Origin of the sequence: Pseudomonas sp. NFX98 (assembly GCF_047784845.1) — a bacterium.
Taxonomy (GTDB): Bacteria; Pseudomonadota; Gammaproteobacteria; order Pseudomonadales; family Pseudomonadaceae; genus Aquipseudomonas.
On the sequence record NZ_JBLNNF010000029.1, the window covers coordinates 1 to 12,538 of the forward strand.

At 60.1% G+C, this 12,538-nt stretch carries 11 protein-coding genes; 5 read left to right on the plus strand and 6 right to left on the minus strand.

What is annotated here, in order from left to right:
- Positions 1-194 precede the first annotated feature (194 nt).
- Positions 195-671 (minus strand): DUF1348 family protein, encoded by a 477-nt coding sequence (locus ACM110_RS28215; RefSeq protein WP_416130355.1) that lies wholly within the window; start codon positions 669-671, stop codon positions 195-197.
- 57 nt (positions 672-728) lie between these two features.
- Positions 729-1,292: a TetR/AcrR family transcriptional regulator gene (locus ACM110_RS28220; RefSeq protein WP_416130356.1), complete on the minus strand. Its 564-nt coding sequence runs from the start codon at positions 1,290-1,292 to the stop codon at positions 729-731.
- A 216-nt stretch (positions 1,293-1,508) separates the two neighbouring features.
- On the opposite strand from ACM110_RS28220, the gene pssA reads away from it, so the two are divergent.
- The gene (gene pssA, locus ACM110_RS28225; RefSeq protein ID WP_416130357.1) at positions 1,509-2,852 is read left to right on the plus strand and encodes a CDP-diacylglycerol--serine O-phosphatidyltransferase; all 1,344 of its coding nucleotides are present in this window, start codon (positions 1,509-1,511) and stop codon (positions 2,850-2,852) included.
- 140 nt (positions 2,853-2,992) lie between these two features.
- Here pssA and efeO (ACM110_RS28230) read toward each other — a convergent pair whose 3' ends face one another.
- Genes efeO (ACM110_RS28230) through efeU form a run of 4 tightly spaced genes read right to left on the minus strand, consistent with a single transcriptional unit; the run spans position 2,993 to position 7,204 of the window.
- Positions 2,993-3,817, minus strand: coding sequence for an iron uptake system protein EfeO (gene efeO / locus ACM110_RS28230; RefSeq protein WP_416130358.1), 825 nt, complete (start codon positions 3,815-3,817; stop codon positions 2,993-2,995).
- Between the two features lie 22 nt (positions 3,818-3,839).
- On the minus strand, positions 3,840-5,138 hold the full coding sequence (gene efeB, locus ACM110_RS28235) for an iron uptake transporter deferrochelatase/peroxidase subunit (RefSeq protein ID WP_416130359.1): 1,299 nt from the start codon (positions 5,136-5,138) through the stop codon (positions 3,840-3,842).
- An 18-nt stretch (positions 5,139-5,156) separates the two neighbouring features.
- Positions 5,157-6,356, minus strand: a complete 1,200-nt coding sequence (gene efeO / locus ACM110_RS28240; protein WP_416130360.1) for an iron uptake system protein EfeO — start codon at positions 6,354-6,356, stop codon at positions 5,157-5,159.
- 8 nt (positions 6,357-6,364) lie between these two features.
- On the minus strand, positions 6,365-7,204 hold the full coding sequence (efeU, locus tag ACM110_RS28245; protein WP_416130361.1) for an iron uptake transporter permease EfeU: 840 nt from the start codon (positions 7,202-7,204) through the stop codon (positions 6,365-6,367).
- A gap of 273 nt (positions 7,205-7,477) precedes the next feature.
- Here efeU and ACM110_RS28250 point away from each other — a divergent pair, with 273 nt between their 5' ends.
- From ACM110_RS28250 to ACM110_RS28265, 4 genes are all read left to right on the plus strand, one after another.
- Entirely contained in the window at positions 7,478-8,494 is a 1,017-nt protein-coding gene (locus ACM110_RS28250; protein ID WP_416130395.1) for an AraC family transcriptional regulator, read from the plus strand.
- 267 nt (positions 8,495-8,761) lie between these two features.
- The gene (locus tag ACM110_RS28255) at positions 8,762-10,426 is read left to right on the plus strand and encodes an AMP-binding protein (RefSeq protein ID WP_416130362.1); all 1,665 of its coding nucleotides are present in this window, start codon (positions 8,762-8,764) and stop codon (positions 10,424-10,426) included.
- Between the two features lie 16 nt (positions 10,427-10,442).
- Complete coding sequence (locus ACM110_RS28260) at positions 10,443-11,204, plus strand: SDR family NAD(P)-dependent oxidoreductase (protein ID WP_150705301.1); 762 nt, start codon at positions 10,443-10,445, stop codon at positions 11,202-11,204.
- Positions 11,205-11,216: 12 nt separating this feature from the next.
- Positions 11,217-12,410: an acetyl-CoA C-acyltransferase gene (locus ACM110_RS28265; RefSeq protein WP_416130363.1), complete on the plus strand. Its 1,194-nt coding sequence runs from the start codon at positions 11,217-11,219 to the stop codon at positions 12,408-12,410.
- Positions 12,411-12,538 lie beyond the last annotated feature (128 nt).

Here is a 12,538-nt window from a genome sequence, read left to right on the forward strand (position 1 = left end):
GTCACAGGCAAAAAGCCTAAGGAGCTGCACGGCTTCCAGATCCCTCCCTCGATGATCAGTCGAGAACTATCGCTCCTGATGGAGCGATAGTCGAGATACAAGGAGCTGCCGCAGGCTGCGATCTTTTGATCTTGTTTTTTTAGATCAAGATCAAGAGATCGCAGCCTGCGGCAGCTCCTACAGGGGATCAGTGGTTACAGGCCAAGATCCGACAAGCCCGGATGATCATCAGGACGACGGCCCAGCGGCCAGTGGAATTTGCGGTCGCTTTCCTTGATCGGCATGTCGTTAATGCAGGCAAACCGATTGGCCATCAAACCGTTCTCGTCGAACTCCCAATTCTCGTTGCCGTAGGAGCGGAACCAGTTGCCCGAATCGTCGTGCCATTCATAGGCGTATCGCACGGCTATGCGGTTGCCGGTAAATGCCCAGATCTCCTTGATCAGGCGATAGTCCAGTTCCTTGGCCCACTTGCGCGTCAGGAAGCCCTTGGCTTCTTCGCGGTTGTAGGCGAACTCGGCGCGGTTACGCCACTTGGTGTCCAGGGTGTAGGCCAGCGACACACGTTCCGGGTCGCGGGAGTTCCAGCCATCTTCGGCCAGGCGAATTTTTTCGATGGCCGATTCACGGGTGAACGGCGGCAATGGCGGACGAACTTCAGCGTTGGACATTTCAGATCTCCGAATCAATTTAAAGTTGTAGACACGTTGTCGAGCTTGATTAAGTTGCTACAGGTCCAATAATTTCCGTGCCATGCATTGCGCATTATCGGCGGCACTGTGATCACCCATTACAAGCGCCACGGTAATGGCACCATCGATCAGGATCAGCAGCTGTTTGGCCAACAGCTGTGGGTCCTCGGCACCATGTTCGGTACACAGCTCGCACACGTAGTCGAGCAGCTTCTGTTTGTGGTCCTTGGCGACCAGGCGAACCGGGTCTTGCGGGTCGCCGGTTTCGCCGCTGGTATTGATGAACGCGCAGCCGCGAAAGCCTTCTGAAGCGAACCATGACTTGAGCACGGTAAACAGGTTGAGCAAGCGCTCGGCCGGGGTTTCGGCCTGTCCGACTTCGCTTCTGTACCAGTGCATCCAGCGTTGGTCGCGGCGTTGCAGGGCCGCGATGGTCAGCTCCTCCTTGTTGGCGAAGTAGCGGTAGATGCTTTTTCTGGAGACGCCGGCGGTCTTCACCAGAAGATCCATGCCAGTGGCGGCGATGCCACTTTTGTAGATCAACTTTTCGGTGACATCCAGAATGATGTCGCGTGTGTCGTAGTTAGTGATTTCGTTCATGTGGCAAACAGTAGAACGATCGTTCTCCATGGTCAAGTGTATATTTTTGTTATCTGTGGAAATGCCATCGCGAGCTGGCTCGCTCCTGCAAGGGAATGCATTCCAGATGGGGGAACCAGCCTGCTGGCGATGGGGCCATTACAGACAGTAACAAGACCCGAACCGATCCATGGTGTAAGCTCTCAAGCTCTCTGGATTCGACCCATTGCGAGCCCTATGCCGTCGCTTTTCAAACGCTCCCTGCTGCCCAAACTGCGCAGTTTTCCACTGACCGCCGATGCCGTCACCATCCTCTCCGGCGCTGCCGAGTTCCGTCGTTGCCTGCTGGAAAAAATCGCCAGCGCCACCCAGCGCATCTATATCGTCGCGCTGTACCTGCAACAGGACGAGGCCGGCCAGGAAATTCTCGATGCCTTGCACGCGGCCAAACTGGCGCGTCCACAACTGGACGTGGCGGTGGTCGTTGACTGGCTGCGCGCCCAGCGCGGTTTGATCGGTGCCGGCAAGCAGCCGGGCAACTCGGCCTGGTATCAGGAGATGACCCGCACCCACGAAAGTGAAGTGCCGGTGTATGGCGTGCCGGTGCAAACCCGCGAACTGTTTGGCGTATTGCATTTGAAGGGTTTTGTCATCGATGACTGCGTGATCTACAGCGGCGCGAGCCTGAACAACGTTTACCTGCACAAGTTCGACAGGTACCGCTACGACCGTTATCACCTGCTGAACAACCGTGCGCTGGCCGATTCCATGCATCACTTGGTTCAGCACGGTCTGGTGGCTTCCAAAGCGGTGCATCGCCTCGATTTGCCGAACCTGCCGACCACTCGCAGCCTGCGCAACGACATCGGCGATCTGCGCAGCCGTCTCAAGCATGCCGCGTATGACACCACCCAGGGTTCAACGGACAAGAGCGGTCTATCGGTCAGCCCATTGCTGGGCGTCGGCAAGAACAACCCGTTGAGCCGGGTGATTGGCGAACTGATTGGCAGCGCCCAGCATCAACTGATCATCTGCACGCCGTACTTCAACCTGCCGTTGGCCGTGACCCGGGAAATCAACCGTGCGCTGGCGCGGGGCGTGAAGATCGATATCGTCGTCGGCGACAAGACCGCCAATGACTTCTACATCCCGCCGAGCGAACCGTTCAAGGTGATTTCGGCGCTGCCGTACCTCTACGAAATCAGCCTGCGCCGTTTCGCCAAGCGCCATCAGCGCAACATCGACAGCGGCCAGTTGAACCTGCACCTGTGGAAGGACGGCGACCACACCTATCACCTCAAGGGCATGTGGGTCGATCAGCGCTACACCTTGCTGACCGGCAACAACCTCAACCCGCGCGCGTTTCGCCTCGACCTGGAAAACGCCTTGTTGATCGATGACCCGAAAGGCGAATTGCTGGGGCCACGCCGCACGGAACTGGCGGAGATTTTCCAGCACACGCGGCGTATCGAGCGTTATCAGGATCTGGACACCTTGCCGGAGTATCCGGCGGGTGTGGCCAAGTTTCTCAAGCGTGTCAGTCGTGTGCGCATTGAGCGGTTGCTTTACCGGATTCTTTAATAACGGTAGCGTGGCCGCTGGCGCAATCGCGGGCAAGCCCGCTCCCACAGGGTTTTGGGTCGATCACGAAATTGGGATTCAACTCAAAACTTGTGGGAGCGGGCTTGCCCGCGATAGGGGTCTAGTAGACGCTACAAAACTCAGTTCAAACCCAGCTTCCCACGCAACGTCGACAAATCCTCAGCCAAGGTATTCACCGGGCCGACCAGCGCCTTGCGGTCGTTTTCCTTCACTTTGTCGTAGGTCTCGAAACCGCCGTCCCTGGTTTTGTACTTGGCCAGAATGGTGTTCACCGTGGCGAAGTTCTTGTCGACTTTGGCAACGAATGCCGCGTCCTGTTTCTCGATTTGCGGACGGAACAGGTCGACGATTTTCTTCGCACCGTCGATGTTGCCCTGGAAGTCGTAAAGGTCGGTGTGACTGTAACGATCTTCCTCGCCGGAAATCTTGGTCGCCGCTACTTCTTCCAGCAGTGCAGCAGCGCCGCCAACGACTTTTTCCGGCGGGAAGGTCAGGCCGGCGACGCGGGTTTGCAGGTCTTTGACGTCTTTGTTCAGGCCGTCGGCCAGTTCGCCCAGACCCTTGGTGCTGTTTTCCGAAAACAACGAGTATTCGATGCGATGGAAACCGGTGAAGTCTTCGGCTTTCACGCCTTTTTCGTGGTCATCGACGCGGGAGTCGATGGAGGCATCGAGGTCACTGAACAGCTCGGCAATAGGCTCGATCGACTCGTAGTAAACCCGGGTCGGCGCGTAGAGTTTTTTCGCGGTGGCCAAGTCACCTTTTTTCACCGCGTCGGTGAACTGCTGAGTGTGGCTGGCCAGTTCGTCCAGTTGCTCGGTGACGTAGATTTTGTAGTCGGAAATCGGCTGCACCAACTCCAGCGGTGCCGTCGCCGCGAAAGCGGCAAGCGGGGTGTTGAGCAAGCCTAGGGTCAGCATTAACGCCAGTGGCGACTTTTTCATGGGACGGCTCCGTGTTGGGTATTTATGCGGTTTTTGTGGGTTGTGTGGCAGCAAGCAGCGAACGACCGATGAAATCCTGGTCGCCGGTAACGCCGGGCAGGGTGAAGAAGTAACCGCCGCCAACGGGCTTGAGGTATTCCTCCAGCGGCTCGCCATTGAGGCGGGTTTGCACGGCGATAAAGCCCTTTTCCAGATCCGCTTGGTAGCAGATGAACAGCAGGCCCATGTCGAGCTGACCGTTCTTGTTCACGCCGTTGGAGTAGTTGAACGGCCGGCGCAGGATCAGGTTGGCCTGGGTCGCGGCGGTGCGCGGGTTGGCCAGGCGAATGTGCGCGTCGAGTTTGGTCAGCTTGCCTTCGGGGTCCTTGGCGTAATCCGGCACTTGCGTTTCATGGGATCCGCCCATGGGTGCACCCGTGCTTTTGATCCGGCCGAGGATGCTTTCCTGTTCCTGTAGTGGCGTGCGGTCCCAGCGCTCGACGAAGTTGCGGATGATCCGCACTGCCTGATAGCTGCCACCCGCCGCCCAGACGGGTTCATCGCTGCCGGACCGGACCCAGACGATGCTGTCCATGGCCTTGGCATCGTTGGAATCGGGGTTGGCCGAGCCATCACGAAACCCGAGAAAGTTGCGCGCGCTCTGCGCCGGTACACCGGGTTTCGCCGGGGCCTGGGGCGGCACGCTGCCTTCCTGCTTCCAGCGCACCAATAGCAAATCCGGAAGGTTTTTTACGATGTCGCGCAGGGCGTGGATATTGGTGTCGGTGGTGTTGGCGCAGAACTGCAAGCTCAAGTCGCCGTGGCAGCAATCGGACTCCAAGGCATCATTGGGGAAGCCGACCATACGGATCAAACGTTTGGGCTTGGCGTCGGCCAGTCCGAAACGCTCGTCGAACAGCGATTCGCCGACCGACACAGTGATGGTCAGATTGTCCGGGGTGACGACCGGGCCGAGAATCCCCGAATCCACCGGTGGCAATTTCGGGTCGACCTGAGTGACCGGGCCGCCCTTCATCAGGAACGCGATGCGCTCATTGAGGGTGCGGAACAGACGCTCCAGATCTTCGCGGTTGCTGGCCAGCACATCAAACGACACCAGCATGCCGGACGCCGGGCGCGGGGTGACGATGCCGCTCTGGTGTTTGCCGTGGAAGTCGTGACGATCTTCGGTGCGGTCGCTGCTCGGTGCTTCGGTCACCTGCGCCGGGCTGGCGGCCATCGCCGGGCAGCTCAATGCGGCGCCTGCAAGGGCGACACCGGCAGCGCCCATGCCCATCAATACCCGGCGACGCTGAAGGTTGAATTGCTCTGAATCGTTCATCTGAAAGTGGTCTTCTGCTTACAGGCCGGAAAGGCCAAGGGCGGGATCGATTCCGTCGAGCGCATCGGCCAGGGCCTTGGCCTTGTCGGCGATCTGTTTGCGCTGTTCGGCGCTGACGCTGTCGTAGCTGGCGTAACCGTCGTTGACCTTGAAGCCATTGAGCTCGGTATCGAAAGCATTGATTGCCGTGTCGATTGTCGGCAGTAGCTCGGCGGCGGATTTGGTCAGCAACGGGCGCAGCAAATCGACGACTTTGCGTGCGGGGTCGAGATTGCCGGCAAAACCGTTGAGGTCGCTGTGGCTGTAGCGTTCCTCTTCACCGCTGGCGGCACGCACGTCGGCGAGGGTGTTGAGGTTGCGCACGACGATGCTCACCAGTTGCTCCGGTGGCAGCGTCTGGGCCAACAACTGATGCTTGAGGGTGGTGACATCGGCGAGCAGGCGCTGGGCGACCGGCGCCAGTCCGTCCATGGTGCGCTGTTGGAACAACGCGTATTCGAGGCGATGGAAACCGCTGAAGTCCGGGTCCTGTTCGCGTTTCTCGAAATAGTCGGCGCGGGCGTTGATGGCGTTGTCCAGTTCAGCCAGGCGCTGAGCCGCCGGGGCCAATCGTTGATACGCAGCGCGGGCCGGCAGATACAAGGCTTGAGCCTGGCTCAAGTCGCCAGATGTAATGGCTTGATCAAGCGCGGTAACGGCTTTGATCAGCGCCGTGCTCTGGCTGCTCAGGTAGACGCGGAACTCCGACAACGGCCCGACAAACGCCACCATCGACGGCTTGGCTTTGGCTGCCGCATCAGACGCGGCAGTCGGCGTGACGTGCAGGGTGCCGCGCGGATTGCTCAGCAGTCCGCAGGTGATCGCGTAGTCGCCGGGCAGCAGGTTGGCGTTGATCACCTGGCTCAGGCCCGGTGCGATGTTCTCGCGTTCTTCGACCACCAGTACGCCGTCGAGAATTTCCCACTCAACGGCACGATCGGAGCGGTTGACGATGCGGAAACTGGCGCGGCCGGCCGGTACCGTCAGGGCACCCGGTTCGCAGCTGTGCGAGTGAATCGTCACCAGCACTTCGTTGTGGTTGGCCTGGCGCTTGGCGGCGGCCATTTTCGAGGCGTAGTAGAACAGGCCACCGGCGGCGATCATCACGATCACCGAACCGGCCACCGCCCAGCGCAAGGCGCGGGGAGGGGAAGCCTGGGGAGGGGCTGGATTTGGCATGGTTGCCCTTACTGACTGGAAACGGAGGAAGACTGTTTGACTGGCGCCGGGGCCGGGAGAAAAAACATCACCAGCGCCACCGCGAGATAAATCAGGTAAGCGCCGAGGGTGCTGACGGTTGGTGCGTCCTGATAGCCGAACATGCCGGCCAGCACCGAGCCCAACGGGCCGTCCATCGGTAGCGTCGCGCTGATGTCGAAGAGCACGGTTTGCAGGTGGTTCCACACGCCGGCTTCATGCAGTGCCTGCACGGAATTGGCGAGGATTCCGGCGGCCACCACGAGGATGAACAGGCCGGTCCAGCGAAAGAACGCGCCGAGGTTCAGGCGCATGCTGCCGCTGTAGATCAGGAAGCCGACGATGATCGCCAGGATCAGGCCGAGCAGGGCGCCGATCGGTGCCGCCGGGCCTTCGCTTTGCTGGAATACCGCGAGCAGGAAAAACACTGTTTCCAGGCCCTCCCGAGCCACGGCGAAAAACACCATGGCGATCAATGCGGTCACTTGATGTCTGGAGCCAGTCAGCGCCTGATCGAGGGATACATGCAGAGAATGCTTGATCGAACGCGCCACTTTGCGCATCCAGAACACCATCGAACTCAAGATGCCCACGGCCACCAGGCCGACCACGCCTTCAAACAGTTCCTGTTGTTTCTGCGGGAACTCAGCGCTGACCAGTTCCAGGCCGCCACCCACCAGCAGGGCGAGGGCGGCGGCAAGAAATACGCCGATCCATACGGCGGGCATCCATTGGCCGCGGCCCGTTTGTTTCAGGTAGCTGGCGATGATGCCAACGATCAACGCGGCCTCGATGCCTTCGCGCAGCATGATCAGAAAAGGAACGAGCATTCAGCAGCGTCTCGGATTTAGATAGGGTGCTAATTTGTAACATAATGACACTCATTCCCATATGGGATTCATTGACAATTACCTGAACGTAAGCTGAACAATCTTAAGAACACCGCAAGCCCCTGTAGGAGCGAACCTGCTCGCGATGACGCAATCACAGCCGACATCAATGTTGATTGATCTACCGCAATCGCGAGCAGGCTCACTCCTACAGGGGTGACGGCTGCGCTAATATGCCCACCACTCAAACAAGAACAGGGCTTGCTGCGCTCAATGTCGGAAAAAGACACCATCTCCATTCAACTGGTGCGTGAAGCGCTGTTGCAGAGTTGCGCCCCGGGCGTCGCCACCGACGAGGTGTTGAACAAGGTCGGTATTGATCCGTTGCTGTTGAACAGCTCCAACGCTCGCGTTCCGGCGACGGCATACGCGCGGCTTTGGCGCTTGCTGGCCCGGCGTGGGGATGATGAGTTCTTCGGCATGGACCCACGCAAGCTCAAATCCGGCAGTTTCGAGTTTCTGTGTCGCTGCGCGATGATCCAGCCGAACGTGGTGACGGGACTCACCAGCGGCCTGAATTTCCTGTCGTTGATGTTTGAGCGCATGCCCGCCGAACTGGTGCGTCAGCAAAGCCTGGCGGAAATCGTGCTGCTGGAGGACGACCACGATCCGCGCCGCGCCTTCACGTATTTCACTTACTGGATGATCGTGCACGGTGTGGCGTGCTGGTTGGCGGGGCGGCGGATTCCGATCCTGGCCATCGAATTGCGCTGCCCGCAGCCGGATTTTTGCGACGATTATCAGGTGATGTTTTCCGAAAACCTGCGCTTCGACCGGCCACGCACGCGGATGATTTTCTCCGCCGATTGCCTGGACCTGCCGATCAAGCGCACGGCGGAAGAACTCAAGCGTTTCCTGGCTCATGCGCCGGCGAACATTCTGGTCAAGTACCGCGACCCGCAGAGCCTGGCGAGCCGCATCAAGCATGACCTGCGGCAATTACCCGCCGAGCAATGGCCGGAAACCGAAGCCCTGGCGCAACGCCTGTGCATGTCGGCCTCGACCCTGCGCCGCCGACTGGCCGAAGAAGGCCAGACCTACCAAGGGCTCAAGGACAGCGTGCGCAAGGAACTGGCGATTGTCTGGCTGGCCGAACCCAGCATCAGCTTCGCCGACATCGCCACGCGGCTGGGGTTTGCCGATGCGAGTTCGTTCTACAAGGCGTTTCGCAAGTGGTCGGGGTCCAATCCGGGGCATTATCGGAGTTTGATTCTTAACGAATCCAACTGATCCGAGCTGTGCGTTCAGGCCGCTGACGCCATCGCGGGCAAGCCTTGCTCCTACAGGTCATGCGGCAATCCTGGAAATACATCAATCCTGTAGGAGCAAGGCTTGCCCGCGATGGCGCCCTGACGGGCACAGCATCCTTTGAATCTTGGCCAAACCAGTCAGACAACTTGATAACTTTGACCATTGCCCGACGCCCCGCGCGGGGCGAGTATTTCCCTGTTGTTTACGGTTCCCCCAACCAATAAAAAACACAGAGGGATTCTGGCAATGCGCGATTACTTGTCTGCTGTTTCACAGTTCAATTATCAGCACACCGTCGACGCCGCACTCGCGGGCGATCTGACTGCCCTCAACGCCTGCGTCGAGTGTTGCGACCGGCATGCGTTACCCGGCCGGATCGCTTTGTTCTGGGAAGGTCGCGATGGCTCCAGCGCCACGTACACCTTCACCGACCTGCAAGACAAAGCCGCGCGCTTTGCCAATTTCCTCCTGGCCCAAGGCGTGAGAAAAGGCGACAAGGTCGCCGGCCTGTTGCCACGTAACATCGAATTGCTCATCACCGTGTTCGCCACCTGGCGCATTGGCGCGGTCTATCAACCTCTGTTTACCGCTTTCGGCCCTAAAGCCATCGAGCACCGTCTCGGCTGCTCCGGCGCCAAAGTGGTGGTCACCGACGCGGTCAACCGCTCGAAACTCGCCGAAGTCGCCGATTGCCCGACCACCGTCACCGTCGGTGGCCCGAAAGGGCAAGGCATCGTTCAGGGCGATTTCAGTTTCTGGGCCGAACTGGCCAATTATTCCGACAACTGCGAACCGGTGATGCTGACCGGTGAAGACCCGTTCCTGCTGATGTTCACCTCGGGCACCACTGGCCCGTCGAAAGCGTTGTCGGTGCCACTCAAGGCCATCGTTGCGTTCCAGAGCTACACCCGCGACGCCGTGGACCTGCGCCCGGAAGACGCGTTCTGGAACGTCGCCGATCCGGGTTGGGCCTACGGCATCTATTTCGGTGTGACCGGGCCGATGTCGATGGGGCACCCGGTCACGTTCTACGATGGCCCGTTCACCCTCGAAAGCACCTGCCGGGTGATCAACAAGTACGGCATCACCAATCTCACGGGTTCGCCGACCGCTTATCGTCTGTTGATTGCTGGCGGCGATGAGTTCGCCAAGTCGATCAAGGGCAAGCTGCGCATTGTCAGCAGCGCCGGCGAGCCGCTGAACCCGGAAGTGATCCGCTGGTTTGCCGATCAACTCGGCGTGGTCATTCACGACCATTACGGCCAGACCGAGCTGGGCATGGTGCTGTGCAACCACCATGGTCTGGAGCATCCCATCCACATGGGCGCCGCCGGTTTTACCTCGCCGGGCCACCGCATCGTGGTGCTGGACGACGAATACAAGGAACTGGGCGTCGGTCAGCCTGGCATTCTGGCCATCGACCGCACCCAGTCGCCGATGTGCTGGTTCGCCGGTTACGAAGGCGCACCGACCAAAGCCTTCGTCGGCGACTATTACCTGAGCGGCGACACCGTCGAGTGGAACCCGGACGGCAGCATCAGCTTTGTCGGGCGCAGCGATGATGTGATCACCACCTCCGGCTACCGCGTCGGCCCGTTCGACGTGGAAAGTGCGCTGATCGAGCACCCGGCAGTGGTGGAAGCCGCCGTCGTCGGCAAGCCCGATCCGGAGCGCACCGAACTGGTCAAAGCCTTCGTCGTGCTTAGCGCGCAATACCGCGCATCGCCGGAGTTGGCCGAAGAGTTGCGCCAACACGTGCGCAAGCGTCTGGCGGCGCATTCTTACCCCCGTGAAATCGAATTTGTCAGCGAGTTGCCGAAAACCCCAAGCGGCAAATTGCAGCGCTTTATCTTGCGTAATCAGGAAATCGCCAAAGCCCAAGAGGCGGCGGCAAAGAACGTCTCAGCTTGAATCCAAGGACACAATGATGCAGATCGAAAACAAGGTTTTTCTCGTCACCGGCGGCGCTTCCGGCCTCGGTGCGGCCACCGCTGAAATGCTGGTCGCGGCCGGCGCCAAAGTGATGCTGGTGGACATGAACGCCGAAGCCGTGGCAGCTCAGGCCCAGCGCCTGGGCGCGCAAAGCGTGGTGGCGGACATCAGCAACGAAGCGGCGGCCGAAGCGGCAGTGCAAGCGACGGTCAAAGCCTTTGGCGGCCTCAACGGCCTGGTCAATTGCGCCGGCATCGTGCGTGGCGAGAAGATCCTCGGCAAGAACGGTCCGCATGCGCTGTCCAGCTTCAGCCAGGTGATCAACGTCAACCTGATCGGCAGCTTCAACATGCTGCGCCTGGCCTCGGCGGCGATTGCCGAAACCGAAGCGGACGCCGATGGCGAGCGCGGCGTGATCATCAACACCGCGTCCGCTGCGGCTTATGACGGCCAGATCGGTCAAGCGGCGTACGCGGCATCCAAAGGCGCCATCGTCAGCCTGACCTTGCCCGCCGCCCGTGAACTGGCGCGCTTCGGCATCCGCGTGATGACCATCGCCCCGGGCATTTTCGAAACGCCGATGATGGCTGGCATGACCCAGGAAGTCCGCGACTCCCTGGCGGCTGGCGTACCGTTCCCGCCGCGTCTGGGCAAACCTGCCGAGTACGCGTCGCTGGTACGGCATATCATTGAAAACAGCATGCTCAATGGCGAGGTGATCCGTCTCGACGGTGCCTTGCGCATGGCCGCGAAATAAAGAGGATTTGTCATGAGCCTTTCCAACGATCCAATTGTCATTGTCAGCGCCGTCCGCACCCCGATGGGTGGTTTTCAGGGCGAACTGAAAAGCCTGACCGCACCGCAACTCGGTGCTGCCGCGATCAAAGCCGCAGTCGAGCGCGCCGGTGTCGCTAGCGACGCCGTCGATGAAGTGCTGTTCGGTTGCGTGTTGCCTGCCGGTCTCGGCCAGGCCCCGGCCCGCCAGGCTGCGCTGGGCGCCGGGCTGGATAAATCCACCCGTTGCACCACCCTCAACAAAATGTGCGGCTCGGGCATGGAAGCGACCATCCTGGCCCACGACATGCTGGTCGCCGGTAGCGCTGAAGTGGTCATCGCCGGGGGCATGGAAAGCATGTCCAACGCGCCATACCTGCTGGACCGCGCCCGCAGCGGCTACCGCATGGGCCACGGCAAGATACAGGATTCGATGTTCCTCGACGGCCTGGAAGACGCCTACGACAAGGGCCGCCTGATGGGCACCTTTGCCGAAGACTGCGCCGAAACCAACGGCTTCAGCCGCGAAGCCCAGGACGCATTTGCCATCGCCTCGACCACCCGCGCTCAGCAAGCGATCAAGGACGGCAGCTTCAGGGACGAGATCGTTCCGCTGACCGTAACCGTCGGCAAAGAGCAGGTGACGATCAGCAACGACGAGCAACCGCCGAAGGCCAAGCTGGACAAGATCGCCTCGCTGAAACCGGCGTTTCGCGACGGTGGTACGGTGACGGCGGCGAACTCCAGTTCGATCTCCGATGGCGCGGCGGCATTGGTGCTGATGCGCCGTTCCGAAGCGGAAAAGCGTGGCTTGAAACCACTGGCCGTGATCCATGGCCATGCGGCATTTGCCGATACGCCGGGCCTGTTTCCGGTGGCACCGATTGGCGCCATCAAGAAGTTGATGAAAAAAACCGGCTGGTCGCTCAATGAAGTCGATCTGGTGGAAGTCAACGAAGCCTTCGCCGTGGTCGGCATGGCCGCGATGACGCATCTGGAAATCCCCCACGAGAAACTCAACGTGCACGGCGGCGCTTGCGCCTTGGGCCACCCGATTGGTGCGTCTGGCGCGCGGATTTTGGTGACCTTGCTCTCGGCCCTGCGCCAGAAAGGTTTGAAGCGTGGCGTTGCGGCGATCTGCATCGGTGGCGGCGAAGCGACGGCGATGGCCGTGGAATGCCTCTACTAAAGCCACCGCCAATCCCTGTAGGAGCTGTCGAGTGCAATGAGGCTGCGATCTTTTGATGGTTAAAAAAAGCAAGATCAAAAGATCGCAGCCTGCGGCAGCTCCTACAGGGGACAGTTACATATTAAGGA